This is a genomic window from Caulobacter sp. GW821-FHT12F03 (genome assembly GCF_058806855.1).
The window spans coordinates 177,827-202,982 of the sequence record NZ_JBXAQC010000003.1; the positions used below are offsets into that span (position 1 = coordinate 177,827).

The window sequence follows — 25,156 nt, forward strand, 5'->3', positions numbered from 1 at the left end:
GCGTTACCTTGCGGTCAAACGGCTGTTCGAAGGCCTGGGGGAGTGAGTTATGAGCATCTGGCGCAAGAGCCTGACGGCGGCCGCGGCCGTCCTGACGCTGGCGGCGTCCGCGCCGGCGTTCGCCGCGCCGAAACCCGCCGTCGCCGCGGCGCCGTCCGCCCAGGGCCTGCCCACGGCGACGCCGGAATCGGTCGGCTTCTCGTCCGAGCGCCTGCGCCGCCTGCACGGCGTGATGGACGCCTTCGTCGACCGGGGTTACGTCCCGGGCGTCGCCACGGTGGTCATCCGCCACGGGCGGATCGTCGACACCCACATGTACGGCAAGACCGACCTGACCACCGGCGCGCCGGTGGCCCAGGACACGCTGTGGCGCATGTACAGCCAGACCAAGCCGGTCACCGGCGTGGCGATGATGATCCTCTACGAAGAGGGCAAGTGGCGGCTCGACGACCCGGTCACCAAGTACGTCCCCGAGTTCGCCGGCCTGAAGGTGTTCAAGGGGCTCGACAAGGACGGCAAGCCGATCCTCGAGCCGATCGCCCGCTCGGCCACCATGCGCGAGCTGATGACCCATACCGCCGGCTTTGCCTACGGCCTGGTCGCCGACAACTATGTCGACAAGGTCTACCAGGAGTCCGCCCTGCAGCGGCAGGGCTCGCTGAAGGACGCGATGGGGGTGCTGGTCACCCTGCCGATGGCCCATCAGCCGGGCGAGGCCTGGAAGTACAGCGTCGCCGTCGACGTCCAGGGCTACATCGTCGAGAAGCTGTCGGGCCAGACCCTGCCGGACTTCATGCAGAGCCACATCTTCGGCCCGCTGAAGATGAACGACACCGCCTTCTGGGTGCCGGAGGCCAAAAGGGGCCGGCTGGCCAGCCTGTACATGATCGACCGCGAGACCCGGACCCTCAAGCCGGCCGAGGGCTTCATGATCATCCCGATGGACAAGGAGCCCGGCGCGGCCAACGGCGGCGGCGGCCTCGTCTCGACGATGGCCGACTACAGCCGCTTCGCCGCCATGCTGGCGGGGGGCGGTCAGCTGGACGGCGTGCGCATCCTCAGCCCCTCGACGATCAAACTGATGGCGTCCAACCATCTGACCGACGTCACCCTGCCTACCTATCAGGCCAACAACCCCGGACACGGCTTCGGGCTCGACGTCGATGTGATCATGGATCCGGCGCAGGCCGGCGTCACGGCGGGCAAGGGCAGCTTCAGCTGGGGTGGCGCGGCCGGCACCTGGTTCTGGGTCGATCCCGAGAACGATGTGGTCGTGCTCGGCTTCATCCATGTGCTGGGCGGCGGCAGCTACCGGCTCGACGAGCGGTCGGCGCAACTGGTCTACCAGGCGCTGGTTGATCCGTCGAAGTAGTGGAGCGGCGACGGGCGCCTATATCTGATCCACCGCATTCCATCGGCGGTGGAATGGTTCTAGCGTTCGCCGGCTTCCGCAGAGAGATTCCATGGTCCTGATCATCATTCTCGTCGTCGTCGTCGTGCTCGGCCTGATCGCGGTCGGCCTCTACAACCGGCTGGTCGCGCTCAACACCCGGGCGGACCAGGCGTTCGCCGACATCGACGTCCAGCTGAAGCAACGCCGCGACCTGATCCCCAATCTGGTCGAGACCGTGAAGGGTTACGCCACGCACGAGAAGGGCACGCTGGAGGCGGTCATCGCCGCCCGAAACGCCGCCTCGGCCGCCGGCACCGTGGCCGACAAGGTCCAGGCCGAGAACGCCCTGAGCGGGGCCCTGCGCCAGATGTTCGCGGTCGCCGAGGCCTATCCCGACCTCAAGGCCAACACCAACTTCCTCAGTCTGCAGGCCGAACTGTCGGACGTGGAGAACAAGCTGGCCGCGGCCCGCCGCTTCTTCAACAACGCGGTGACCGAGTTCAACGCCGCGCGGCTGTCATTCCCGGCCGTGCTGATGGCCGGCGCCTTCGGTTTCAACGCCCGCACCCTGTTCGACCTCGGCGAGCAGCGGGCGGCGCTCGATGTCGCCCCCGAGGTCAAGTTCTGAACCCCGCGCCGATGAGCGGAGAGTGATCATGGGGGCCGTCGGCCTCTACACCCACATCCAGAGCAACAATGTCCGGTCAGCCGTGTTGCTGGCCGGATTTCCCGTGCTTCTGATGGTCCTGACCTACTGCCTGACGCTCGGGCTGATCGGGTTCGGCATGCTGCCGTCGACGGGCAGCACCGGCGGCGACTTCGCCGAGGCCGCCGGCTTCATGCTGGCCGGAGCGCCGCTGGCGCTGATCGTATCGGGCGTCTGGTTCGTCATCGCCTATTTTGGCAACCAGACGATCATCGACCTGGCCACCGGCGCCCGGCCGGTGACGCGCCAGGAGGAGCCGGAACTCTACAACCTGCTGGAAAACCTGTGCATCTCGCGCGGCATTCCGATGCCCAGCCTGAGGATCATCGACAGCGACGCGCTCAACGCCTTCGCCACGGGCCTGAATGAGAAGCAGTACAGCATCACCGTCACCCGCGGGCTGATGGCCGTGCTCGACCGCGACGAGATGGAGGCGGTGCTCGGCCACGAGCTGACCCACATCCTCAACCGCGACGTCCGCACCATGGTCATCGCCGCCGTGTTCGCCGGGATCATCACCCTGGTCGCCGAGATCCTGTTCCGCTCAGTGCAGTTCGGCGGGCTGGGACGCCGCCGCGACAACGACAAGGGCGGCAACGGCCTGTTCATCGTCATCGCCTTCGCCGCCGCCGCGATCGGCTATCTGCTGGCCATCGTCATCCGCATGGCCCTGTCGCGTACGCGCGAGTTCGTCGCCGACGCGGGCGCGGTGGAGCTGACGAAGAACCCGGATGCGATGATCGGCGCGCTGCGCAAGATCGACGGCCACAGCGCCCTGCAGGCCCCCGAGACGGTGCAGGGCATGTTCATCGACAACCAGGAGACCGGCTTCTACAGCCTGTTCGCCACCCACCCGCCGATCAAGGCGCGCATCGACGCCCTGGTGAAGTTCGCCGGCGGCCGCGACAGTCCCGCGCCGATCATGGAGAGCCTGTCGGCGTCCTCCGCGCCGATCGTCGAGCCGGTCCGCACCGGGCCGTGGTCGAAGAAGGGGCCGTGGGGGTAGGGGCTAGAACCCCAGGTGCAGAAACTGGTTGAAGGGGCTGGCTTCGTAGTCGCTGAACGCCGCCCCGTTCTCGAAGCCGCGCTTGCGATACAGCGTCAGCGCGGGTTCGAAGCTGTCGCCGACGCCGGTCTCCAGACTGACCCGGTGGTAGCCGCGCGTCGCCGCCTCATCGAGGATGTGGTCCAGCAGGGCGGCGGCGACGCCCTTGCGCAGATGGTCGGGATGGGTGCGCATCGACTTGATCTCGCCGGTCCCGTCGCCGAGCGCCTTGAGCGCCCCGATGCCGGCCAGCACGCCGCCGTCGCGCAGGGTCCAGACGGTGATGTCCGGCGTCCGCAGCCCCGAAAGGTCGAGCGCGAACACATGCTCGGGTGGGGTGTTCTCGGCCATGCCGGCCAGGTGGATCGCCAGCAGCGCCCGCACATCCTTGCCGGAGAGATCGTCCTGGCGGATGACGAACACGGCTACGGCGCCTTGCTGCCCAGCTTGACGGTCGCCGGCCCGCGCATGCGGCGCTCGCGGGCGAGACTTTCCTCGGCGTCGGCGCGATCGCGCGAGGACATCAGCATCCAGCCCTGCGGCCGCAGCACCTCCAGCGGCGAGAAGCGCGCCTTGTAGGCCATCTTCTCGCTGCCCGGGACCCAGTAGCCCAGATAGACGTAGGCCAGCCCGTTGAGGCCCGCCTGGACCACATGATCGAGGATGATGAAGGTGCCGAGGCTGCGCTTCTCCAGGCGCGGATCGTAGAAGCTGTAGACCATGCTCAGGCCGTCGCTCATCACGTCGATCAGCACGCAGGCGATCAGGTCGCCGGGGCCGTCGTCGGTCGAGGCCAGCCGGTATTCGATGAGGTGGGTGCGGACCGCCGTGTCCTCGACCATGGCGACATAGTCGGGCCAGGTCATTTCGGCCATGCCGCCGTCGGCGTGGCGGGCCAGCAGGTAGCGGCGCAGCAGGTCGAACTGCTCCATCGTCGCCTCGGCCTCGACCAGGTGGCGGCGCAGGTCGCCGTTGCGGGCCAGGACCTTCCGTTCCGACCGGGAGAAGGCGTAGTCCATCACCGGCAGCCGCGCCGAGGTGCAGGACGAGCAGGCTTCGCAGGCCGGGCGGTAGGCGATGTGCTGGGAGCGGCGGAAGCCCGACTGGGTCAGGCTGTCGTTGACCGACGGGCCGTCCGAGGCCGGCAGATGGGCGAACACCTTCCGCTCTTCGCGGCCCGGCAGGTACGGGCAGGGCGACGGCGCGGTCAGGAAAAAGCGCATCCGTCGCGATGTGAAGTGATGCGTCACCTGCCCCTATGCCTTGCGGCTCTCCTCTTCCCCACAAGGATTAGGAAGCAGGATGCGCTCCCGTGCAAGCAGGGTTTGATCGATCATCGTTCACCGATCCGGTGGAAGAACAGGGGCTTCGCGCAGCAGGATAATCGAGATGCGGCGATTTCCCGCCAGCATCGGGTCATCCGGATAGAGGGGGTCGGAATTGGCCTTGCCGGCGACCTGGTAGACCCGGTCCGGACTGACGCCGGCGCCCTGCAGCAGCTGGCGGGCCACGTCGGCGCGGGCCGAGGACAGGGCCCAGTCGCTCGACTGGGTGCGGCCGTCGGCGCTGATGCTCGTGTGGCCGCTGATCGAGATGCGGTTGGGCAGCTGGTTGATGATCCGGGCGACCGCGCGCAGCAGGATGCGGGCCCGGTCGTTGGGCATGGCTGCGCCGTCCTTGAACATCGAGCGGCCATCCTGGTCGACCAGCTGGATGCGCAGGCCTTCGGGCGTCTGGTCGATGAGGATCTGCTTCGACAGCTCGGCCAGTTCCGGCATGTCCTGCAGGGCCTGGCGCAGGGACTGGGCGGCGGAGGCGAAAGACGCGTCCTCGCGGGCCTGCAGCTCCTTGCGCAGGGCCTGTTCGCTGGCTGATTCGAGGTCGGTGGAGCCCGGCATGCTGTCGCTCTGGCCGGACACCTGGGCGTCGGTCGGCGACTCCGGAGCCATCTGCTCGACGGAGCTGACCGAGCCGGACGACTTGGCCCCGTCGTCGCCGAGCGCCGTGCCGCCGAGGATGCCGCCGGAGCCGCTGGTGGTCTCCGAAACGCTGGCCGGGGCGAAATAGTCGGCGATGCCGCGCTTCTGCTCCGGGCTGGTGGTGTTGATCAGCCACATCAGCAGGAAGAAGGCCATCATGGCGGTCACGAAGTCGGCGTAGGCGACCTTCCAGGCGCCGCCGTGGTGTCCGCCACCGACGACCTTCTTGACCTTCTTGATCATGATGGGCTGGTCGCTGCCCAAAGCCATGGTGAATCCCCGCTTAACCTGACTGCGAACCTCGCCTGCGGTCGTTAAGATGGCGTTGCAGCGCGGCGCTGGATTCGGAGTTCGGACATGAAAATCGCCTTTGTCGGTCTTGGCGTCATGGGTTTCCCCATGGCGGGGCATCTGGCGAAGGCCGGTCATGCGGTCAGCGTGTTCAACCGCAGTCCCGCCAAGGCGGCCCGCTGGGTCGAGACTCACGGCGGGAAAGCCGGCGCGACGGTGGCCGAGGCCGCCGCCGGATGCGAGGTCGTGGCCCTCTGCGTCGGCAATGACGACGATGTCCGCGGAGTGGTTCCCGAAGCGCTGGCGGCCATGGCCCCGGGCGGGATCATCGTCGATCACACCACGACCTCGGCCGTGGTCGCCCGAGAGATGGCGGAATTGGCCCGCGCGTCCGGCCGGTGGTTCGTCGACGCCCCGGTCAGCGGCGGCCAGGCGGGGGCCGAGAACGGCCAGCTGACGGTCATGGCCGGCGGCGACGCGGACGCCGTGGCGCGGCTGGAGCCGGTGCTGGCGGCCTACGCCAGGGCCATCAGGCGCATCGGCGAGGCCGGCAGCGGCCAGCTGGCCAAGATGGTCAACCAGATCTGCATCGCCGGCGTGGTCCAGGGCCTTGCCGAGGCGGTCCATTTCAGCAAGCGGGCGGGCATCGATCCGCAGCTGGTGTTCGAGGCCATCAGCAAGGGCGCGGCCCAGTCCTGGCAGATGGACAACCGCTGGGCGACGATGGTCCAGGGCAAGTTCGACTTCGGCTTTGCCGTCGACTGGATGCGCAAGGATCTCGGTCTCGTGCTCGACGAGGCCAGGGCCAACGGCGCCCGGCTGGACATGACCGCGCTGGTCGACGGCTACTACGCCGAGGTCCAGGCCATGGGCGGCAACCGCTGGGACACCTCGAGCCTGGCGGCCCGTCTCGACAGGCCGGACTGATCCAGCGCGTGGCGCGCCTCGCCCTGACCTAGGCCGCGGCCGTCCAGGTCACGATGGCGGTGATCAGGGCCCGGGCGTCGATCGGCTTGGGCACATGGCCGTCGAAGCCCGCGCCCATCAGGCGTTCGGTCGCCTGACCGTCGACATCGGCGGTGAAGGCCAGGATGGGGACGTCTGCGTTCGGCCCGCCGCCGGCGCGGATCTGGCCCATGGCTGCTTCGCCGCCCATGCCGGGCATGCGGATGTCCATCAGGATCAGGTCGAACGGACCCTTGCCGGCCACCTCCACGGCCTGTTCGCCGCTGGTGGCGAAGGTCATGTCCATGTCGAGCGGCGCGAGCAGGTGCGAGACCAGCTCCCGGTTGGCCTCGTTGTCATCGACGATCAGCAGCCGCGCCCGCTCGCCCGCGGCCTGGTTCTGTGAGGCGGGCAGGGCGTCGACCGCCGCGGGCGCTTCGGCCCGGGGGGCGGGCAGGCGGAACCAGAAACGGCTGCCCTGGCCGACCGCGCTCTCGACGCCGATCTCTCCGCCCATGGCCTCGACCAGGCCGCTGCAGATGGCCAGGCCGAGTCCGGTGCCGCCCTCCAGGCGGTTGGAGGCCTGGTCGACCTGGGAAAAACGGCGGAACAGCCGGGCCTGACCGTCCTCGGAAATGCCGGGACCCGTGTCCTGGACGCTGACCTTCAGGCCGGCGGTCTGGGACCAGTCGGCCCGCACCATGACCGATCCGGCGGCGGTGAACTTCACGGCGTTGCCGGTCAGGTTCAGCAGGATCTGACGCAGCCGGTCCGGATCGACCATCGCCCAGTCGACCAGACTGTCCGACAGCTCGACGCCCAGGTTCACGCCCTTTTCGGCCGCCTGGGCCTCGAACAGGCCGGCGACGTCGAGGATCAGCGCGCGCAGGGCCGTCGGCCGCGGCTCGATGCGCGCCTGGCCGGCCTCGATCTTGGAGAAGTCGAGCACGTCATTGACGATCGCCAGCAGCGACTGGGTCGCGGTGACGATCCGCGTGGCGAAATTGGTCGAGGTCGCCGACAGGTCGGGTTGTTCACTGAGCAGGCGCGAGAACCCGACGATGCTGGTCAGCGGCGTGCGGATCTCGTGGCTCATGTTGGCCAGGAATTCGGACTTCACCCGGTCGGCGCGCTCGGCGCGGTCGGCGGCGGCGACAAGGCGGCGCTGCAGGCGCGTCTGAACGAACAGCGAGGCCACGGCCGCGATCAGGGCGATGGCGACGATGCCGACCAGCAGGCTGATCTGCATGGTCTGCCGCCGCTGCGCCTTGAGCAGGGCCTGGGTGTCGTCGATCTCGTCCTCGAGGCTGGCGCGCATGTCGTGCAGGCCCTCGACGGCCGACGTCGTGGTGTCGCGCAGCTGCTGGTCGTGAAACGCCTGCAGGGCTTCGTAGGCCTGGGCCAGCCGGCCCTCGCTGCGCAGCACCTCGGCCTCGGCCTGGACGATGGCGTGCATCAGCAGCGGATCGCCGCGCTTGCGCGCCAGCGCCTGAAGTTCGGTCAGCTGTCGGCGGGCTTCGACGGGACGACCCAGCCGCGCCAGCGCCTCGACCTGAATCAGCATGACCTTGGGCCGGTGTTCCGGAGCCATCGCGGGATAGTCGAGCGCCGCGTCGGCGCAGCGCAGGGCCTCGGCATAGTCCCGCGCGCGGATCTTCACCGTGGCGCAGACTTCGTTGGCCCAGGCGATCTCGGTGGCGTCGCCTGTGGCGTTCGACAGTCGCTGGAACTGCCGCAGGAGGTCGGACGCGAGGGCGTCACGGCCCAGCGTCGAGTTGAGAATGGTCAGGTTGTAGAGCGCCGTGCGTCCGTCCAGCGGCTGGTCGGTCTTCGCCGCGGCGGCGATCTCGATATCGATGTTGTCGATGAAGGCCGGCAGATCGTTCAGCTGCCGCGCCGTATAGGCGCCGGCGTCGGCCAGCCCCAGCTTCAGGGCGGCGCTCTCGTCGGACTGGTCGGCGTCGCGCAGGCCGGAGCGGATCACCTGCAGCGCCTGAACCGGCAGGCCGGCGTCGGCCAGCGAATAGGCCAGCAGGCGCGCGCCGTTGGCCCGCAGGAACGGATCGCGCTCCCCGGCCAGCAGCCGGGTCAGTTCGGCGGCCGCGCCGCCGAAATCGCCGTCGAAGCCGCGTTCATAGGCGCGCAGATGTTGCAGAACCCGGGCGTGGCGCTCGTCCTTGCGAAGCCGGATCTCCGCCGCGTAGAGGCTCATCCAGCGGTGGGCGCGGGCGACGTCGGAGGCGGTCAGCGCCTCGATCGATATGCGCCGCAGCTGTTCCAGGCGACCCGGACCGCTTGTTCCCGCCGCCCGAGACTCCCAGGCCGAGATCTGCGCCGGCGGGGTCATCAGCCCGCGGGATTCCAGGGTGCGGGCGAGCTCGCGCACGCGTTCGTCCTGGGCGGCCTGGCTCGATATGGGGAGGGGCGCCGAAGCGGCCGCATGGGCCTGCCCAAACGTCAGCGCGGTGAAGAAACCAAGAAAAAGTACGAAACGCAGCCGCATTGGCCCCACGGATCACAGACGCGGGTCAAACTGCGCGGCGTCGCCGAATTAAGCGTTAACGGCGACCGCGGCGGCGGCCTGTTCGGCGGCTCTGCGACGATAGGCCCGCCCGGCCTCGATGCGGATCGATCCGTACTCGGCGATGAACAGCGCCAGCTTCGAGCCCACGCCCCAGACGGTCAGAATCAGGGCCCAGGTCTTCACGTCGACCAGCGCCACCAGCGCCAGGTTCCCTGCGGCTGAAAACAGCATCAGCCCCGCCCAGACGTAGCCCCAGAAGACGAACCGCCGCTCCGGCACAAGGTCCAGCGCGATCGGCGGGACGTAGGCCGCCTGCCAGCCGCGCTTGAGCATGACGACGCCGATCGCCGCGTAGCCGACGCTGGGTTTGATCATCACGAAGCGGGGGTCATGCAGGATGAGACTCGCGCCGCCGAGCGTGACGACGAGAAACAGGCTCGCCGCCTGCATGATGCTGATCTTCCTGTGGCGCACCACTTCCCAGGCGATCTCGGCCACGCCGACGGCGATGCCGATGAGGATGGCGACGCGCACGTCATGAACGAGGCTCAGCGCGATCAGGAAGGCGATGGTCGACAGGAAGTCGAGCAGGATGGGTCTGACGCTCTGGAAGAAGTACTTCATGACGGACGCTCTCCGGGCGCTTCCTCATCGTGGCCTTCGGCGGCCGCGCGGTCCAGAACCGTGGAGATGAAGTCGCCCTTGGCGGCGGTGTAGGCCTCGCGGTCGTCGCGGAAGCGCCGGGCCAGGTCCTGCTTCAACGCCGCGTAGGCGGCGGCCTCCGCGGGATGGTCGCGCAGGTGGTTGCGAAAGGCGATGTGCCGCAGGGCGCCGGGGCCGTTCTCCATGATGTGCAGGTGATGGGTCCGGTGCGGCGCGGACGGAGGCAGGCCCTTGACGAAGAACAGGCGGTCCGTGTCCGGGTTCTCCGCCCGGAACGCGTAGCCCGCGGCCTCGAGCGGGGCGACGAGGCGGGCCCGGGCGGCCTCCAGGTCCGTGACCGTCGCCTGGATGTCGATGACCGGCTTGGCCGGCAGACCCGGCACGGCCGTGCTGCCGATGTGGTCGAGGGCCACGAGCAGGTCGGCCGGGATGATCGCCCGCAGCCGTGCGGCCTCCTCATCGAACAGCCGGGGCCAGGCGGGATCGGACGGGACGAGCCTGATCTCGTCCATGGACCGTCAGGCGCCCAGCAGTTTGGCCGCCCGCGGCGCGAAATAGGTGATCACCCCGGCGCAGCCGGCGCGCTTGAAGGCGCCCAGGCTTTCGAGGATGGCCCGCTCCTCGTCGATCCAGCCGTTCCGGGCCGCGGCCATGATCATGGCGTACTCGCCACTGACCTGGAAAGCGAAGGTCGGCATGGAAAAGGTCTCGACAACCCGTTGAATGATATCGAGATAGGGCATTCCCGGCTTGACCATGACCATGTCCGCGCCCTCGGCGATGTCGAGGGCCACCTCGCGCAGGGCCTCGTCGCTGTTGGCCGGGTCCTGCTGGTAGGTCTTCTTGTCGGACGGCCCCAGCGTGCCGAGCTTGCCGGAGCCGATCGCGTCGCGGTACGGGCCGTAGAAGGCCGAGGCGTACTTCGCCGCGTAGGACATGATCATAACATCCTGAAAACCTTCAGCTTCCAGCGCCTTGCGCAGGATGCCGACCCGGCCGTCCATCATGTCGGACGGGGCGAGGATGTCGCAGCCGGCGCGGGCCTGGACCAGCGCCTGTTCGACCAGCGCGGCGATGGTCGAGTCATTGTCGATGCGGCCGTCGACGATCAGGCCGTCGTGGCCGTGGTCGGTGAACGGGTCGAGCGCCACGTCGCACATGATCCCGACCTCGGGCGCGGCGGCCTTCATGGCGCGAACGGCCCGGCTGACGACGCCGTCGGGGTCGGCGGCGCGGGAGCCGCTGGCGTCCTTGGTCGATCCGTCGATGTAGGGGAAGACGGCGATCGCCGGGATGCCCAGCTCGCGGGCCTCGACGGCCGCTCTTGCGCAGTCCTCGACCGACAGCCGCTCGACGCCGGGCATCGAGGCGACGGGGATGCGGCCCTCGCCCTCGTGCACGACCATCGACCAGATCAGGTCGGCCGGGGTCATCACGCTTTCGCGGACCAGACGGCGGCTCCAGTCGGCCTGACGCGGGCGGCGGAGACGCAGGGCGGGGTAGGCGGCGAGGGGGGGCAGGCTCATGAGGGCGCGGTCTCGCTCATGTGCCGCGCCGAGGCAAGCCGGATGAAGCCGATGACCGGCGCGAGGATCATCCACACTGCGCCCAGAAGGGCGGAGGCGAGGGCCACGCCGGTCGCGACGACCACCAGCGGCGTGATCCGCAGGCCGCTCAGATCGATCGTGCGGCCCCACAGGTCGAGCGTGCGCACCATGTCCGCCGGCGGGGCCCGGTGCAGCAGGCTGCCCAGTGATCCGACGGCCGCCACGACACCCGCCACGACGGCGAGGGCGACGCAGCCCACCCCGATCCAGAAGATGCGGATCTGGAAGCGGAAGTGGCGCGACAGGGTCTCGTTCGCCGCATCGTGAAGGGTATAGGCGATGATCACCGCCACCAGCGCCGTGATGCCGGCGAAGAACACCGAAACGCCCAGCAGGCCATAGGCCAGCAGGGCCAGGTTGCGTTCGGCCTCGGTCCGGATCGGGCCGGCGGGACTGTTCAAGGCGCGTCTCCAGGCAGGTCGCGGTCGTTGACAGGGTGCGCCGTGGCCGTCAGGTCATCAACCCGCTACAACCGCGGCATTGAATTGCCTCCCAGGAGCTCCGCCCGCATGGATTTCTCCCTGTCCGACGATCAGCGCGCGATCCAGGAGATGGCCCAGGCCTTCGCGCGGGATGAACTCGCCCCGCATTCGGCCAAATGGGACGAGGACAGCCATTTTCCGGTCGACGTCATGCGCGCGGCCGCCGCGCTCGGCTTCGCCGGCATCTATGTCCGGGACGACGTCGGCGGCTCGGGCCTCTCGCGGCTCGACGCGTCGATCATCTTCGAGGCCCTGAGCTACGGCGACGTATCGACCGCCGCCTACATGACCATCCACAACATGGCTTCGTGGATGATCGACCGGTTCGGCTCGGACGACCTGCGTCACCGCTACCTGCCGCGCCTGACGACCATGGCGCTGATCGCCAGCTACTGCCTGACCGAGCCGGGCTCGGGCTCGGACGCCGCGGCCATGCGCACCACGGCGACGAAGAACGGCGACCACTACGTCCTGAACGGCTCGAAGGCCTTCATCAGCGGCGGCGGGGTGTCGGACATCTATGTCGTCATGGCCCGCACCGGCGAGCCGGGCGCCAAGGGCGTCTCGGCCTTCGTCGTCGAGAAGGGGACGCCGGGCCTCAGCTTCGGGGCCAACGAGCGCAAGATGGGCTGGAAGTCGCAGCCGACCGCCCAGGTCAACTTCGACGGCGTGCGCGTGCATGAGTCGAACCGCATCGGCGGGGAGGGCGAGGGCTTCCGCTTCGCCATGATGGGCCTCGACGGCGGCCGGCTGAACATCGCCAGCTGCTCGCTCGGCGGCGCGGCCTTTGCGCTCGACACGGCCAAGGCCTATCTGGAGACCCGCAACCAGTTCGGCAGGCCGCTGAAGGACTTCCAGGCCCTGCAGTTCAAGATCGCCGACATGGCCACCGAGCTGGAGGCCGCCCGGCTGATGGTGCGCAACGCCGCCGACGCGCTGGACCGTCGCGATCCCAACGCCACGAAGCTCTGCGCCATGGCCAAGCGCTTCGCCACCGACGCCGGCTTCGAGGTCGCCAACCAGGCGCTGCAGCTGCACGGGGGCTACGGCTACCTGCAGGACTATCCGCTGGAGCGCGTGGTCCGCGACCTGCGCGTCCACCAGATCCTCGAAGGCACCAACGAGATCATGCGGGTGATCATCAGCCGGGAGATGTTCCGCCAGTGACCGACGCCCTCGAAGTCCTCTGCCGCGTCGAATCCGGCGTCGGGCGGATCACGCTGAACCGGCCCAAGGCGCTGCACGCCCTGACGCTGGTGATGTGCGAGGACATGATCGATGCCCTGTCGATCTGGCGCTACGACGAGCAGGTCCAGTGCATCCTCATCGACCACAGCGGCGAGCGCGGCTTCTGCGCCGGCGGCGATATCCGCATGCTGGCCGAGAGCGGGGCGGGCGACGCCGTCGCGGCCCGGAAGTTCTTCCACACCGAGTACCGGCTGAACCATCTGCTGTTCACCTATCCCAAGCCGGTCATCGCGGTGATGGACGGAGTGACCATGGGCGGCGGCGTCGGCCTCTCGCTGCCGGCCGCGGTGCGCATCGCCACCGAGCGGACCACCTTCGCCATGCCCGAAACCGGCATCGGCCTGTTCCCCGATGTCGGCGGTGGCTGGTTCCTGCCGCGGCTGCCCGGCAAGACAGGCCTGTGGCTGGCCCTGACCGGCGCGCGGATCAAGGCGGCCGACTGCTGCGCCCTAAGCATCGCCACCCACTACATGCCGTCGGACAAGGTGGACGCCTTCAAGGCGGCCCTGCTGGCCCATCCGGGCAGCGTGGCCGCCGCGCTGGCCGGCTTCGTCGAGGACGCCGGCCATCCGCCGATCGCCGCGCACCAGGCCGACATCGACCGGCTGTTCGGCGAGGGCGATGTCGAGGCGATCCTCGCCAATCTCGAGGTCGAGCCCGGCGACTGGGCCGCGTCCCAGCTGGCGACGCTCAGGACCAAGTCTCCGCAGACGCTGAAGGTCGCCTGGCGCCAGCTCAGGACCGGCGCGGCGCTGGACGACTTCGCCGCCAACATGGCCATGGAATACCGCATCGGATCGCGGGTCGTGCGGCGTCATGACTTCCTTGAGGGCGTGCGGGCGGTCATCATCGACAAGGACAACGCGCCCAGCTGGGATCCGCCGACGGTTGAGGCCGTCTCCGACACCCTGCTGGACGACATCTTCGCGCCGCTGCCGCCCGAAGAGGAATGGACGCCGCTGACTTGAGGCCGGAACCGGCGTAGGACAACAGCCGGGTCGGGGTAACACCATTGGGGAAGACATCAGGATGAAGTTCCAAGCCCGTTGGCTCGCCGTTGCGGCCGTTCTGGCGCTCGCCGCCTGCGAGACCGTACCGCCGCCCCCGCCGCCGCCGCCCGCGGATGCGCCGGTCACGCTGCCCGCGTTCCTCGCGGCGGCGCTGTCCGATCCGTCCCGGCCCGAGGCCGACCGCGCCCGCGACGCCAATCGCAAGCCCGGCGAAGTGCTGATGTTCGCCGGACTGCGTCCGGGCATGAAGGTCGTCGATCTGGTGCCGGGCTCGGGCTATTTCACCCGTATCCTGTCGCGCGCCGTCGGTCCGAACGGCCGGGTCTACGCCTATGTGCCGGACGAGCTGACGGCCATCGCCAAGGGCCGCCCGCCGTCGGTCGCCGCCTTCGTCGGCAAGCCGCCCTATGGCAACGCGAAGATGATCCTGCAGACCCTGCCGACCTTCTCCGCCCCGGAGAAGGTGGACCTGGTGTTCACGGCCCAGAACTACCACGACATGCACCTGAGCTTCATGGGGCCGGCCGACCTGTCGGTGGTCAACCGCCGCATCTTCGCCGCGCTCAAGCCGGGCGGCGTCTATCTGGTGCTCGACCACTCGGCCAAGGCGGGCAGCGGCCTGCGCGACACCGAGAGCCTGCACCGCATCGACGCGGCCCTGGTGCGCCGTGAAGTCGAAGCCGCCGGCTTCATCTACGAGGGCGAAAGCCGGGTGCTGCGCAATCCGCGCGACTCCCTGACCGTCAACGTCTTCGATCCGTCGATCCGCGGCCAGACCGACCAGTTCATCTACAAGTTCCGCAAGCCGAGGAGCGCCCGCTGATGGCCCGTCGTTTCACCGCGCCGCTCGCCGGCATCCTGGCCCTGGCGCTCGGCGCCGCCGCCATGGCCGCCGATCTTCCGGCCAACATCACCGCCGCCGTGGCCGACGGCGGCCGTCCGGCCAAGGACACCGCGCGCGACGCCGCGCGGCATCCCGCCGAAATTCTCGCCTTCGCCGGGGTCAAGCCCGGCGACCGCGTCGGCGACTTCCTGATGGGCGGCGGCTACTTCACCCGCCTGTTCGCCAGGGCGGTCGGCGACAGCGGCAAGGTCTACGGCATGCAGTCGACCGAGTTCATCCGCTACAGCGCCGACTACGCGACGTCTCAGGACGCGGTCGCGGCGGCCTATCCGAACGTCGCACCGGTGCGGGTGTCGCTGGGCGCGGTGGCCTTCCCCGAGCCGCTGGACGTTCTGTTCACGGCCCAGAACTACCACGACCTGCACCTGGGCTTCATTCCGGCGCCGGGCATCGCGGCGATCGACAAGGCGCTGTTCAACAGCGTCAAGCCGGGCGGCGTGCTGATCGTCATCGATCATTCGGCCGTCGACGGAACGGGCGACAGCCAGTCAAAAGCCCTGCATCGCATCGACATCGCCACGGTGAAGGCCGAGCTGACCGCGGCCGGCTTCGTGCTTGAAGACGAGAGCCAGCTGCTGCGCAATCCGGCCGACCCCCGCACGGCGAGCGTCTTTGACGACGTCATCAAGGGCAAGACCGACCAGTTCGTGCTCAAATTCCGCAGGCCCGCGTAGCACCATGACCCGTATTGCTTTTATCGGCCTCGGCAACATGGGGGCCGGTATGGCCGCCAACCAGGTGAAGGCCGGCCATGAGGTCCGGGCCTTCGACCTGTCGCAGGCCGCCGTCGACAGGGCGGTGGCCGCCGGCTGTCGGCCCGCCGCGTCGGTCGCCGAGGCCGTGAAGGACGCCGACGCCGTCATCACCATGTTGCCCGCCGGGCCGCATGTCCGCTCGGTCTATGGCGAGCAGGTGCTGGCGCACGCGCCGACCTCGGCGCTGCTGATCGACTGTTCGACGATCGATATCGACAGCGCCCGCGCCGTCGGCGAGCAGGCGAGGGCGAAGGGCTACCGCTTCGCCGACGCGCCGGTCAGCGGCGGCATCATGGCGGCCGAGGCCGGCACCCTGGCCTTCATGGTCGGCTGCGAGGCCGATGACTATGCGGCCTTCGAGGCCATCCTGCAGCCGATGGCCAGGGTGGTGTTCCATGCCGGCGCGGCCGGTTCGGGCCAGGCGGCCAAGATCTGCAACAACATGCTGCTCGGCATCTCGATGATCGGCGTCTGCGAGGCCTTCGCCCTGGCCGAGAAGCTCGGGCTGGATCCGGAGCGATTCTACGAGATCGGCTCGAAATCGTCGGGTCAGTGCTGGTCCCTGACCACCTACTGCCCCTGGCCGGGGCCGGTCGAGACAGCGCCGTCGAACCGCAACTACGAGGGCGGCTTCCTCAGCGCCCTGATGCTGAAGGATCTCAAGCTGGCCCAGGAGGCCGCGGCGCGCGCCGGGGCGTCGACGCCGATGGGCGCCCAGGCCGAGGCGCTCTACGCCCTGTTCGACGGCCTGGGACATGGCCAGAAGGACTTTTCGGCCATGCTGCAGATGTTCCGCGGGCGCCTCGATGAATTGAAGACCTGATCGCCGCTTTTGCGCTGGATCAATTCACGGCGGCGCGGGACCGGCCATCCTGAAACCCGTTACCTGAGAGCCGTTCGCGAAAGACCTGCGGCGATTCACGTAATACGTTGCCAGATGAAACTCCCATAAGTGGACATGGGAGTCCGGGGGCGCCTATAAGCCCCGCGAAACAGAAAACAGGAGCCGGCCGGGGCGGGGCGACCGTCACATCGGGGCCGGGCGTTGTCGATGGATTACAAGGCCGCTTTCGAGACCGCCGTGGCGAAGGTTCGCGACGAAGGCCGTTACCGGGTTTTCGCTGATCTCAAGCGCCATCGCGGCGACTTCCCGCGGGCGACCTGGACGCGTGACGACGGGTCGGAGTCCGAGGTCATCGTCTGGTGTTCCAACGACTATCTCGGCCAGGGTCAGAACCCGGTCGTCGTCAACGCCATGCACGAGGCCATCGACGCGACCGGCACCGGCTCGGGCGGCACGCGCAACATCTCCGGCACCACCCATTTCCACGTCGAACTCGAACGCGAACTGGCCGACCTGCACCACAAGGAATCAGCCCTGTTGTTCACCTCCGGCTACGTCTCCAACGAGGCGACGCTGGCGACGCTGTACAAGATCCTGCCCGGGCTGATCATCTTCTCCGACGAGCTCAACCACGCCTCGATGATCAGCGGCATCCGCAACGGCGGCGGCGCGCGCAAGATCTTCCGCCACAACGACCTGGCCCACCTCGAGCAGCTGCTCGCCGAGGCCGATCCGGATGCGCCCAAGCTGGTGGCGTTCGAGAGCGTCTATTCGATGGACGGCGACATCTCCGACATCCGCGGCACGGTCGCGCTGGCGAAGAAGTACGGCGCCATGACCTACATCGACGAAGTCCACGCGGTCGGCCTGTATGGCCAGCGCGGCGGCGGCGTCTCCGAGCGCGACGACATCGCCTCCGAGATCGACATCATCGAGGCCACGCTCGGCAAGGCCATCGGCGTGATGGGCGGCTACATCGCCGCCGACGCGGTGATCGTCGACGCGATCCGCTCCTATGCCTCGGGCTTCATTTTCACGACCTCGCTGCCGCCGGCCCTGACCGCCGGCGCGCTGGCTTCGGTGCGCTGGCTCAAGGAGCACAACGAGGTCCGAGACCAGCACCAGGAGCGCGCCGCGACCCTGAAGGCCATGATGAAGGCCGCCGGCCTGCCGGTCATGGACAGCTCGGTCAGCCACATCGTGCCGGTGATGGTCGGCGACGCCGTCCACTGCAAGATGGTCTCCGACATGCTGCTGGAAGACCACGGCATCTATGTCCAGCCGATCAACTTCCCGACCGTGCCGCGCGGCACAGAGCGACTGCGTTTCACGCCGACGCCGTTCCACACCGATGCGATGATGCGCGATCTCGTGCGGGCGCTGGAAAATCTCTGGGCCCACTGCAATATCGCCCGCGTGGGCGGATACGCCGCCTAAAGGATCAAGCCCGCCGCCTCACACCCTTGCCCAGTCCGATTCGCTTGGCGAAGTCAGAGCGTCGCTCGGCGTAGGCCGGCGCGACCATCGGGTAATCCGGCGGCAGGCCCCACCGGCGGCGGTATTCCTCGGGACTCAGGTCGAAGCGCGAGCGCAGGTAGCGCTTCAGCATCTTCAGGTGCGCGCCGTCTTCCAGGCAGACGATGTAGTCGCGTTGCACCGATCGGGAGATCGGCACGGCCGGCTTCTGCTTTTCGCGCGCCACCGGTTCCGGCGCGCCGGACAGACCGGCCAGCGAACTGTGAACAGTGCGGATCAGGTCGGGCAGGGCGCTGGCCCCTACGGCATTCCGCCCCACATAGGCGGCCACGATCTCCGCAGAGCACATCAGGATGTCCGCATCCAACGGGGCCTTGTCGCTGGTCTCGTCGGTCATCGCGGGGACTCCTCACACTTTGCACGCCATTTCCCGTCGAGCGTTCGCGAACCGACAGGTTTGACGTCCAACGCCCCCGGCGCCGCCGGGTTCCGATTGATCATGGCGACATGATCGCTAAAGAGGGCGCGCCAGCCAGCGCGCCGCAGCCAGCAGGGGTATGCCCATGAACGCTTCCACATCGATCCGCCCCGCCTTCTTCGGCGCCGACCTCGCCACCGCCGATCCGGCGATCGCCGAGGCCATCGCGCATGAACTGAAGCGCCAGCAGAACCAGATCGAGCTGATCGCCTCGGAGAACATCGTCAGCAAGGCGGTGCTCGAGGCCCAGGGCTCGATCCTGACCAACAAGTATGCCGAAGGGTATCCGGGCAAGCGCTACTACGGCGGCTGCGAGTACGTCGACGTGCTGGAGACCCTCGCCATCGAACGGGCCAAGGAGCTGTTCGGCGCCGGCTTCGCCAACGTCCAGCCGCACTCGGGCGCCCAGGCCAACCAGGCGGTGTTCATGGCCCTGCTGACGCCGGGCGACACCTTCATGGGCATGGATCTGGCCGCCGGCGGGCACCTGACCCACGGCAGCCCCGCCAACCAGTCGGGCAAGTGGTTCAAGCCGGTGGCCTACACCGTGCGCCAGCAGGACCAGTACATCGACTACGACAACGTCGCCGAAGTCGCCGAGCGCGAGCGGCCGAAGCTGATCATCGCCGGCGGCTCGGCCTATGGCCGCGCCATCGACTTCAAGCGTTTCCGTGAGATCGCCGACAGCGTCGGGGCCCTGCTGATGGTCGACATGGCCCATTACGCCGGTCTGGTCGCCGGCGGCGCCTATCCCAACCCGGTGCCGCACGCCCACGTGGTCACCACCACCACCCACAAGACCCTGCGCGGTCCGCGCGGCGGCCTGATCCTGACCAACGACGAGGCCATCGCCAAGAAGATCAACTCGGCGGTGTTCCCCGGCCTGCAGGGGGGGCCGCTGGAGCATGTCATCGCCGCCAAGGCCGTAGCCTTCGGAGAGGCGCTGCAGCCCGACTTCAAGGCGTACGCCGCCCAGGTCGTGGCCAACGCCAAGGCCCTGGCCGACACCCTGATGGCGTCGGGCGTCAACATCGTCTCCGGCGGCACCGACAGCCACGTGATGCTGGTCGACCTGCGGCCCAAGGGCGTGACCGGCAAGGACACCGAAGCCTCGCTCGAGCGCGCCAACATCACCTGCAACAAGAACGGCATTCCGTTCGACACGGCCTCGTTCACCGTGACCTCCGGCGTGCGGCTCGGCACCCCGGCCGGCACGACCCGCGGGTTCGGCGAGGCGGAGTTCCGCCAGATCGGCCAGTGGATCGGCGAGGTCGTCGACGGCCTGTCGGCCAACGGTCCGGAAGGCAACGCGGCGGTCGAGGCGAAAGTCCGGGAACAGGTGCTGGCGTTGACGGCGCGCTTCCCTATCTACAACTAATAGGGACGGCCGCCGGGAGGGGCCCAACATGCGCTGCCCGTTCTGCGGTCATATGGAAAGCCAGGTGAAGGACAGCCGCCCGTCGGAAGACGGCGCGGCCATCCGTCGGCGTCGGCTCTGCCCCGAATGCGGCGGCCGCTTCACCACCTTCGAACGCGTGCAGCTGCGCGAGCTGACCATCGTCAAGCGGTCCGGGCGGCGCACGCCGTTCGACCGCGAGAAGCTGGCCCGTTCGGTGGCCCTGCCGCTGCGCAAGCGCCAGATCGACGCCGAGCGCGTCGACCGGCTGATCAACGGCATCGTCCGTCAGCTGGAGAGCATGGGCGAAACCGAACTGCCGTCATCGGTGGTCGGCGAGATGGTCATGAAGTCGCTCAAGGCGCTCGATGACGTGGCCTACGTCCGCTACGCCTCGGTCTACCGCGACTTCCGCCATACCGACGACTTCGCCCAGTTCCTCAGCGCTGAAGGCTTGTCCGAAGATCTGGAGGACTGAGCTTGGGCGTAACGCTCAAACTCGCCACATCTCTGGACGGTCGCATCGCCACCGCGTCGGGGGAGAGCCGCTGGATCACCGGGCCGGCGGCGCGCGAGGAGGTGCATCGCATCCGCGCCCTGCACCAGGCGGTGCTGGTCGGGATCGAGACGGCGATCGCCGACGATCCCGAGCTCACCGTGCGGCTGCCCGGCTTTGTCGGCATCCAGCCCGTGCGGGTGGTGCTCGACAGCCGTCAGCGGCTGCCGCTGACCTCGAAGCTGGTGCGGGACGCCGGACGGCTGCCCACCGTGGTCGTGACGATCGAGAATCCAAACAACCGTTTGACTGACGCTGGGGTCACCGTGCTGCAAGTGGCCCAGAACGAGGGGCGTCCCGATCCCCAGGCGGTGGTCGAGGCGCTGCAGGCGGACTTCGACCGCCGGATCGGCGAGCGGTTCGGCGTTGGGCCCGCGGGGGCCATGGAGCTGAACCTGATGATCGAGGGCGGCGGACAGGTGGCGGCGAGTTTCCTCAGCGCCGGGCTGATCGACCGGATCGAGTGGTTCCGGGCGCCGATGATCCTCGGCGACGAGGGCCGGCCGGCGATCGGCGCCTTCGTGTTGAAAGATCTGGCCGCCGCCCCACGTTTCAGGCGGTTGTCGGTCGAGGCGGTCGGCGACGACCTGTGGGAACGGTACGAGAAGGTCTGATGTTCACCGGAATTGTCACCGACGTCGGCCGGGTGCGCAGCGTGCGCGAAACCAACCGCGACCGCCGCTTCGAGATCGAGACGGCCTATGACATGGCGACGGTCGATCTCGGCGCGTCGATCTCCCATGCCGGCTGCTGCCTGACCGTGGTGGAGAAGGGTGAGGGCTGGTTCGCCGTCGAGGTTTCGGCCGAGACCCTGTCGAAGACCACGCTCGACCAGTGGGCCGAGGGCGCGCCCGTCAACCTGGAGCGCGCCGCGCGGCTCGGCGACGAGATGGGCGGCCATATCGTTTCGGGCCATGTCGACGGCCTGGGCGAGGTGCTGTCGATCACGCCCGAGGGCGGCTCACACCGCCTGCGCATCCGCGCGCCGAAGCCGCTGCACCGGCTGATCGCCCCCAAGGGCTCGATCACCGTCGAGGGCGTCAGCCTGACCGTCAACGAGGTCGAGGGCGACGTCTTCGGCCTGAACATCATTCCCCACACCTGGGATGTGACCACGCTCGGCCGCCTGACGGTCGGGGCGCGGGTCAATCTCGAGATCGACATGCTGGCGCGTTACCTCGCCCGGTGGCAGGAGACAGCCGATGAGTGAAGACAGCCCCATCTCGCCGATCGAGGACATCATCGAGGACGCCCGCAACGGGCGGCCCTACATCCTGGTCGACGCCGAGGATCGCGAGAACGAGGGGGATGTCATCATCCCCGCCCAGTTCGCCACGCCCGACCAGATCAACTTCATGGCCCGCCACGCGCGGGGCCTGATCTGCCTCAGCATCACCAACGAGCGGGCGCGCCAGCTGCGCCTGCCGCCGATGGCCGCCGAGAACCGCGAGAGCATGACGACCGCCTTCACCGTCTCGATCGAGGCGAAGGAGGGAGTGACCACCGGCATTTCGGCGCATGACCGGTCGCACACGGTGGCCGTGGCCATCGACCCGACCAAGGGCCCGGACGACATCGTCTCGCCCGGCCACGTGTTCCCGCTGGTCGCCCGCGACGGCGGCGTGCTGGTCCGCGCCGGCCACACCGAGGCGGCGATCGACATCTCGCGCCTGGCCGGCCTGAACCCCGCCGGGGTGATCTGCGAGATCATGAAGGACGACGGCACCATGGCCCGGCTGCCGGACCTGGTCTCGTTCGCCCAGCTGCACGGGCTGAAGATCGGCACCATCGCCGACCTGATCGCCTATCGCCGCCGCACCGAGCGGCAGGTGGAACGGGCGCTCGAGACGCCGTTCACCAGCGTTCACGGCGGCGAATTCCGCATGATCGTCTATCGCAACACCATCGATCGCTGCGAGCATGTGGCGCTGGTCAAGGGCCGCATCGAGGCCGACAAGCCGACGCTCGTGCGCATGCACCAGGTCGATCTGGCCGCCGACATGCTGGGATTCGTCGGCGCGCGGCGCGACTATGTGCCGGCCGCGCTGCAGGCGATCGGCGACCATGACGGCCCCGGCGTGGCGGTGTTCATCCGCGATCCGAACCCGGCCTGGCTTTCCGAACGCTACGGCGGGGAGTATGCGGCAGGGAGCCAGTACCGGAGCAACGCCATCCGCGATTACGGAGTGGGGGCGCAGATCCTGCTGGACCTGGGGGTGCGGGAAATGGTCCTGCTCACTTCCAGTCCGTTCAAACCCGCCGCCCTCGAGGGCTACGGGCTCAGGATCGTCGGGCGCCAGCCCATCGTGACGCCCAAGGAGTAGTGCATGTCCGCTGACAAGGTCCGCATCCTCATCGTGGAAGGCCGGTTCTATTCGGACCTGTCCGACGAGCTCCTGCGGGGCGCGGCCGACGCCATCACGGCGGTCGGGGCGGAGTACGAAGTGATCACCGTGCCGGGCGCGCTGGAGATTCCGGCCGTCATCGCGCTCGCCGAGGAGGCCGGACGCCGCCCGACGGGCCGTCCGTTCGACGGCTATGTCGCCCTGGGCTGCGTGATCCGCGGCGAGACCTATCACTTCGAGATCGTCTCCAACGAATCGTCGCGCGGCCTGATGGACCTCGCCGTGCGCCACGGTCTGGCCATCGGTAACGGCATCCTGACCGTCGAGGACGAGGAGCAGGCCTGGGCCCGCGCCCGCGTGTCCGAGGGCGACAAGGGCGGCGGCGCGGCGCGCGCCTGCCTGGAAGTCCTGAGCATCAAGAACAGCCTGGACCTGGGTCAATGAGCGGCGACGCCAAGCCCGCCAGCCTGCGTGAGGCTTACGACCGCCTGCTGGCGGCGACCGAGGACAAGCCGGCGAACCTCAGCGCCAAGGAACGCCGCGCCCGCACCGTCGCGCGTCTGGCCGCCGTCCAGGCGCTGTACCAGATGGAACTGGCCGGGGCCGGCGTCGACGCCGTCGTGCGCGAATTCGTCGATCACCGCTTCGACGGCGACCTCGAGGGGGAGACCCTCGCTGAGGCTGACGAGACCTTCTTCTCCGAACTGGTGCACGGCGTCGTCGGCGCCCAGGCGGCGATCGATTCGGCGATCACCCATCGTCTGGCCGCCGGCTGGCGGCTGGAACGGATCGACGCGACGTTGCGGGCCATCCTGCGCGCCGGCGGCTGGGAGCTGATGCGCCGGCCGGACGTGCCGGTCGAGGTGGCCATCGACGAGTACGTCGAGATCACCAAGTCCTTCTTCGAAGGCCCGGAGCCCGGCTTCGTCAACGGCGCCCTCGACGGCATCGCCCGCGATGCCCGGGGGTGAGTTCGACTGGATCGCGCGGCTTCTGCGCCCGCTGACGCGGGGCGCGCCCGAAGCGCTCGATCTGCTCGACGACGCCGCGGTGATTCCCTCGCGGCCCGGTTTCGACCTGGTGGTGACCAAGGACGCCCTGGTCGCCGGGGTGCATTTCCTGCCCGACGACCCGCTCGACCTGGTGGCCCGCAAGCTGTTGCGGGTGAACCTGTCCGATCTCGCGGCCAAGGCCGCCGAGCCGTACGGCTATTTCCTCACCACCAGCTGGCCGACCGGAACGACCTGGGCGGAGCGTGAACGGTTCGCGCGCGGCCTGGCCGAGGACGGCGCGACCTGGGACCTGACCCTGCTCGGGGGCGACACGACGTCGACGCCGGGGCCGCTGACCCTGACCGCGACGATGCTGGGATGGGTTCCGCAGGGTCGGGCGGTGCTGCGCCGGGGGGCGAAGCCAGGCGATCTGCTGGCCGTGTCCGGGCCGATCGGTGACGGCTGGCTGGGGCTGAAGGCGGCGCGGGGCGAGCTCGACAGCCCGGCGCTGGCCGCGCGCTACCGCCTGCCGACCCCGCGCACCGACCTGAGGGACCTGCTGCGCGACCAGGCCCGCGCGGCGGCCGATATTTCCGACGGTCTGCTGGCCGACGCCGGCCACCTCGCCACGGCCAGCGGTTGTGCGGTCGAGATCGATCTGGGCCGCACGCCGGTGTCGGTCGCCGCCGCGGACTGGCTGGCCCGCCAGCCCGACACCCTGGCGGCCCTGACCGGGCTGGCCACGGGCGGCGACGACTACGAAATCGTTTGCGCCCTGTCGCCGGACGCGGCCTTGCCCGACGGCTTTGTCGCCGTCGGCGGCTTCACGGCGGGGCAGGGCGTGTCGGCGACCCTGCGTGGCGCGGTCGTTCCCCTGGACCGCCTCGGCTGGACCCACGGTTAACGCGGCTTTCACCAGGCGTTGGCGACAACAGGCCATGCGCCGTCGTCAGATCCTCACCGCCCTTCCGTTCGTCCTCGCCGCCGGGACCGCCTCGGCCAATGCGCCGCCGAAGAAGGAATCGGGCGGGCAATACGTCGATCTTTCGCCGGTGGCGCTGCCGATCGTGCTGAACAACCGGCTGATCAACTACGTCTTCGCCCAGATCCGCATCAACCTGACGCCGACCGCCGACGCGCCCAAGCTGCGCGAGCGCGAGCCCTGGTTCCGCGACGCCCTGGTGCGCGCCGCCCATCGCACGCCATTCACCAACCCGCGCGACTACACGACGATCGACGAGGCGCGTATGAAGGCGACCCTGATGCGTGAGGCGGGACTGATCACATCGCCGCGGAATCTGCTCTCGGTGACGCTGGTTTCGCAGACGCCGAAGCAGCGCAGCCGGCTGCCGCGTCCGGCCGCCTAGGGCCGCGGGTTTCCCCAAACGGAACAGGCGGTTGCTTAGACCGCCCGCATTTGGCAAAGACGGTCGTCTTTTCGCAAAGGGGACGCCGTCTGTCGGCGTCTGTTCATAAGGAAATCGGGGGATCCGTACGCCGGCCAACGGCGGCGTGGA

The 25,156-nt window shown here is 68.8% G+C and carries 28 protein-coding genes; 19 read left to right on the forward strand and 9 right to left on the reverse strand.

Annotation, left to right across the window (positions count from 1 at the left end; translation table 11 throughout):
• Window positions 1-49 precede the first annotated feature (49 nt).
• The 3 genes from AC1RN0_RS09455 to AC1RN0_RS09465 all read left to right on the forward strand — a co-directional run bounded on the left by AC1RN0_RS09455 (window position 50) and on the right by AC1RN0_RS09465 (window position 3,105).
• Complete coding sequence (locus tag AC1RN0_RS09455; protein ID WP_492787187.1) at window positions 50-1,372, forward strand: serine hydrolase domain-containing protein; 1,323 nt, start codon at window positions 50-52, stop codon at window positions 1,370-1,372.
• Window positions 1,373-1,463: 91 nt separating this feature from the next.
• Entirely contained in the window at window positions 1,464-2,021 is a 558-nt protein-coding gene (locus AC1RN0_RS09460) for a LemA family protein (RefSeq protein ID WP_492787188.1), read from the forward strand.
• Between the two features lie 28 nt (window positions 2,022-2,049).
• The gene (locus tag AC1RN0_RS09465) at window positions 2,050-3,105 is read left to right on the forward strand and encodes a M48 family metallopeptidase (protein WP_492787189.1); all 1,056 of its coding nucleotides are present in this window, start codon (window positions 2,050-2,052) and stop codon (window positions 3,103-3,105) included.
• Between the two features lie 3 nt (window positions 3,106-3,108).
• Here the strand turns inward: AC1RN0_RS09465 and AC1RN0_RS09470 are convergent, their stop codons facing one another.
• From AC1RN0_RS09470 to AC1RN0_RS09480, 3 genes are all read right to left on the reverse strand, one after another.
• Window positions 3,109-3,567 (reverse strand): GNAT family N-acetyltransferase, encoded by a 459-nt coding sequence (locus AC1RN0_RS09470; protein ID WP_492787190.1) that lies wholly within the window; start codon window positions 3,565-3,567, stop codon window positions 3,109-3,111.
• A 2-nt stretch (window positions 3,568-3,569) separates the two neighbouring features.
• Window positions 3,570-4,394 (reverse strand): arginyltransferase, encoded by an 825-nt coding sequence (locus AC1RN0_RS09475; RefSeq protein ID WP_492787191.1) that lies wholly within the window; start codon window positions 4,392-4,394, stop codon window positions 3,570-3,572.
• Between the two features lie 90 nt (window positions 4,395-4,484).
• Window positions 4,485-5,393: a flagellar motor protein MotB gene (locus tag AC1RN0_RS09480; RefSeq protein ID WP_492787192.1), complete on the reverse strand. Its 909-nt coding sequence runs from the start codon at window positions 5,391-5,393 to the stop codon at window positions 4,485-4,487.
• An 87-nt stretch (window positions 5,394-5,480) separates the two neighbouring features.
• Here AC1RN0_RS09480 and AC1RN0_RS09485 point away from each other — a divergent pair, with 87 nt between their 5' ends.
• Window positions 5,481-6,341, forward strand: coding sequence for an NAD(P)-dependent oxidoreductase (locus AC1RN0_RS09485; protein ID WP_492787193.1), 861 nt, complete (start codon window positions 5,481-5,483; stop codon window positions 6,339-6,341).
• 28 nt (window positions 6,342-6,369) lie between these two features.
• Here AC1RN0_RS09485 and AC1RN0_RS09490 read toward each other — a convergent pair whose 3' ends face one another.
• The 5 genes from AC1RN0_RS09490 to AC1RN0_RS09510 all read right to left on the reverse strand — a co-directional run bounded on the left by AC1RN0_RS09490 (window position 6,370) and on the right by AC1RN0_RS09510 (window position 11,554).
• Window positions 6,370-8,745: a hybrid sensor histidine kinase/response regulator gene (locus AC1RN0_RS09490; RefSeq protein ID WP_492787194.1), complete on the reverse strand. Its 2,376-nt coding sequence runs from the start codon at window positions 8,743-8,745 to the stop codon at window positions 6,370-6,372.
• Between the two features lie 165 nt (window positions 8,746-8,910).
• Entirely contained in the window at window positions 8,911-9,507 is a 597-nt protein-coding gene (locus AC1RN0_RS09495) for an inner membrane-spanning protein YciB (protein WP_492787195.1), read from the reverse strand.
• Window positions 9,504-10,058, reverse strand: coding sequence for a GrpB family protein (locus AC1RN0_RS09500; protein ID WP_492787196.1), 555 nt, complete (start codon window positions 10,056-10,058; stop codon window positions 9,504-9,506). Before AC1RN0_RS09500 ends, AC1RN0_RS09495 begins: the two co-directional genes overlap by 4 nt.
• Window positions 10,059-10,064: 6 nt before the next feature.
• Window positions 10,065-11,072, reverse strand: a complete 1,008-nt coding sequence (gene hemB, locus AC1RN0_RS09505; RefSeq protein WP_492787197.1) for a porphobilinogen synthase — start codon at window positions 11,070-11,072, stop codon at window positions 10,065-10,067.
• Window positions 11,069-11,554 (reverse strand): hypothetical protein, encoded by a 486-nt coding sequence (locus tag AC1RN0_RS09510; protein WP_492787198.1) that lies wholly within the window; start codon window positions 11,552-11,554, stop codon window positions 11,069-11,071. The genes hemB and AC1RN0_RS09510 overlap by 4 nt, the downstream gene beginning before the upstream one ends.
• A 108-nt stretch (window positions 11,555-11,662) precedes the next feature.
• On the opposite strand from AC1RN0_RS09510, the gene AC1RN0_RS09515 reads away from it, so the two are divergent.
• The 6 genes from AC1RN0_RS09515 to hemA all read left to right on the forward strand — a co-directional run bounded on the left by AC1RN0_RS09515 (window position 11,663) and on the right by hemA (window position 17,833).
• Window positions 11,663-12,802, forward strand: coding sequence for an isobutyryl-CoA dehydrogenase (locus AC1RN0_RS09515; RefSeq protein ID WP_492787199.1), 1,140 nt, complete (start codon window positions 11,663-11,665; stop codon window positions 12,800-12,802).
• Window positions 12,799-13,851 carry an enoyl-CoA hydratase/isomerase family protein gene (locus AC1RN0_RS09520; protein ID WP_492787200.1) on the forward strand — a complete coding sequence of 351 codons (1,053 nt, stop codon included), beginning with the start codon at window positions 12,799-12,801 and terminating at the stop codon, window positions 13,849-13,851. Before AC1RN0_RS09515 ends, AC1RN0_RS09520 begins: the two co-directional genes overlap by 4 nt.
• A gap of 61 nt (window positions 13,852-13,912) precedes the next feature.
• On the forward strand, window positions 13,913-14,716 hold the full coding sequence (locus AC1RN0_RS09525; RefSeq protein WP_492787201.1) for a class I SAM-dependent methyltransferase: 804 nt from the start codon (window positions 13,913-13,915) through the stop codon (window positions 14,714-14,716).
• Window positions 14,716-15,471, forward strand: coding sequence for a class I SAM-dependent methyltransferase (locus AC1RN0_RS09530; protein ID WP_492787202.1), 756 nt, complete (start codon window positions 14,716-14,718; stop codon window positions 15,469-15,471). Before AC1RN0_RS09525 ends, AC1RN0_RS09530 begins: the two co-directional genes overlap by 1 nt.
• Window positions 15,472-15,475: 4 nt before the next feature.
• On the forward strand, window positions 15,476-16,375 hold the full coding sequence (gene mmsB / locus AC1RN0_RS09535) for a 3-hydroxyisobutyrate dehydrogenase (protein WP_492787203.1): 900 nt from the start codon (window positions 15,476-15,478) through the stop codon (window positions 16,373-16,375).
• A 228-nt stretch (window positions 16,376-16,603) separates the two neighbouring features.
• On the forward strand, window positions 16,604-17,833 hold the full coding sequence (gene hemA, locus AC1RN0_RS09540; RefSeq protein ID WP_492787204.1) for a 5-aminolevulinate synthase: 1,230 nt from the start codon (window positions 16,604-16,606) through the stop codon (window positions 17,831-17,833).
• Between the two features lie 4 nt (window positions 17,834-17,837).
• On the opposite strand, the gene AC1RN0_RS09545 is transcribed toward hemA, so the two are convergent.
• Window positions 17,838-18,269 (reverse strand): Ros/MucR family transcriptional regulator, encoded by a 432-nt coding sequence (locus AC1RN0_RS09545; RefSeq protein ID WP_492787205.1) that lies wholly within the window; start codon window positions 18,267-18,269, stop codon window positions 17,838-17,840.
• A 166-nt stretch (window positions 18,270-18,435) separates the two neighbouring features.
• Here AC1RN0_RS09545 and glyA point away from each other — a divergent pair, with 166 nt between their 5' ends.
• From glyA to AC1RN0_RS09590, 9 genes are read left to right on the forward strand one after another with little or no spacing between them, the layout of a single operon-like run.
• Window positions 18,436-19,728, forward strand: a complete 1,293-nt coding sequence (gene glyA, locus AC1RN0_RS09550; RefSeq protein WP_492787206.1) for a serine hydroxymethyltransferase — start codon at window positions 18,436-18,438, stop codon at window positions 19,726-19,728.
• A 28-nt stretch (window positions 19,729-19,756) separates the two neighbouring features.
• On the forward strand, window positions 19,757-20,224 hold the full coding sequence (gene nrdR, locus AC1RN0_RS09555; RefSeq protein ID WP_492787207.1) for a transcriptional regulator NrdR: 468 nt from the start codon (window positions 19,757-19,759) through the stop codon (window positions 20,222-20,224).
• Window positions 20,225-20,226: 2 nt separating this feature from the next.
• The gene (locus AC1RN0_RS09560; RefSeq protein ID WP_492787208.1) at window positions 20,227-20,916 is read left to right on the forward strand and encodes a RibD family protein; all 690 of its coding nucleotides are present in this window, start codon (window positions 20,227-20,229) and stop codon (window positions 20,914-20,916) included.
• Window positions 20,916-21,512, forward strand: coding sequence for a riboflavin synthase (locus AC1RN0_RS09565; protein WP_492787209.1), 597 nt, complete (start codon window positions 20,916-20,918; stop codon window positions 21,510-21,512). The genes AC1RN0_RS09560 and AC1RN0_RS09565 overlap by 1 nt, the downstream gene beginning before the upstream one ends.
• Window positions 21,505-22,626 (forward strand): 3,4-dihydroxy-2-butanone-4-phosphate synthase, encoded by a 1,122-nt coding sequence (gene ribB, locus AC1RN0_RS09570; protein WP_492787210.1) that lies wholly within the window; start codon window positions 21,505-21,507, stop codon window positions 22,624-22,626. The genes AC1RN0_RS09565 and ribB overlap by 8 nt, the downstream gene beginning before the upstream one ends.
• A gap of 3 nt (window positions 22,627-22,629) precedes the next feature.
• The gene (ribH, locus tag AC1RN0_RS09575) at window positions 22,630-23,091 is read left to right on the forward strand and encodes a 6,7-dimethyl-8-ribityllumazine synthase (protein ID WP_492787211.1); all 462 of its coding nucleotides are present in this window, start codon (window positions 22,630-22,632) and stop codon (window positions 23,089-23,091) included.
• Window positions 23,088-23,618 (forward strand): transcription antitermination factor NusB, encoded by a 531-nt coding sequence (gene nusB, locus AC1RN0_RS09580; protein WP_492787212.1) that lies wholly within the window; start codon window positions 23,088-23,090, stop codon window positions 23,616-23,618. The genes ribH and nusB overlap by 4 nt, the downstream gene beginning before the upstream one ends.
• Window positions 23,605-24,543 carry a thiamine-phosphate kinase gene (thiL, locus tag AC1RN0_RS09585; RefSeq protein WP_492787213.1) on the forward strand — a complete coding sequence of 313 codons (939 nt, stop codon included), beginning with the start codon at window positions 23,605-23,607 and terminating at the stop codon, window positions 24,541-24,543. Before nusB ends, thiL begins: the two co-directional genes overlap by 14 nt.
• A gap of 34 nt (window positions 24,544-24,577) precedes the next feature.
• Complete coding sequence (locus AC1RN0_RS09590) at window positions 24,578-25,006, forward strand: hypothetical protein (protein WP_492787214.1); 429 nt, start codon at window positions 24,578-24,580, stop codon at window positions 25,004-25,006.
• Window positions 25,007-25,156 lie beyond the last annotated feature (150 nt).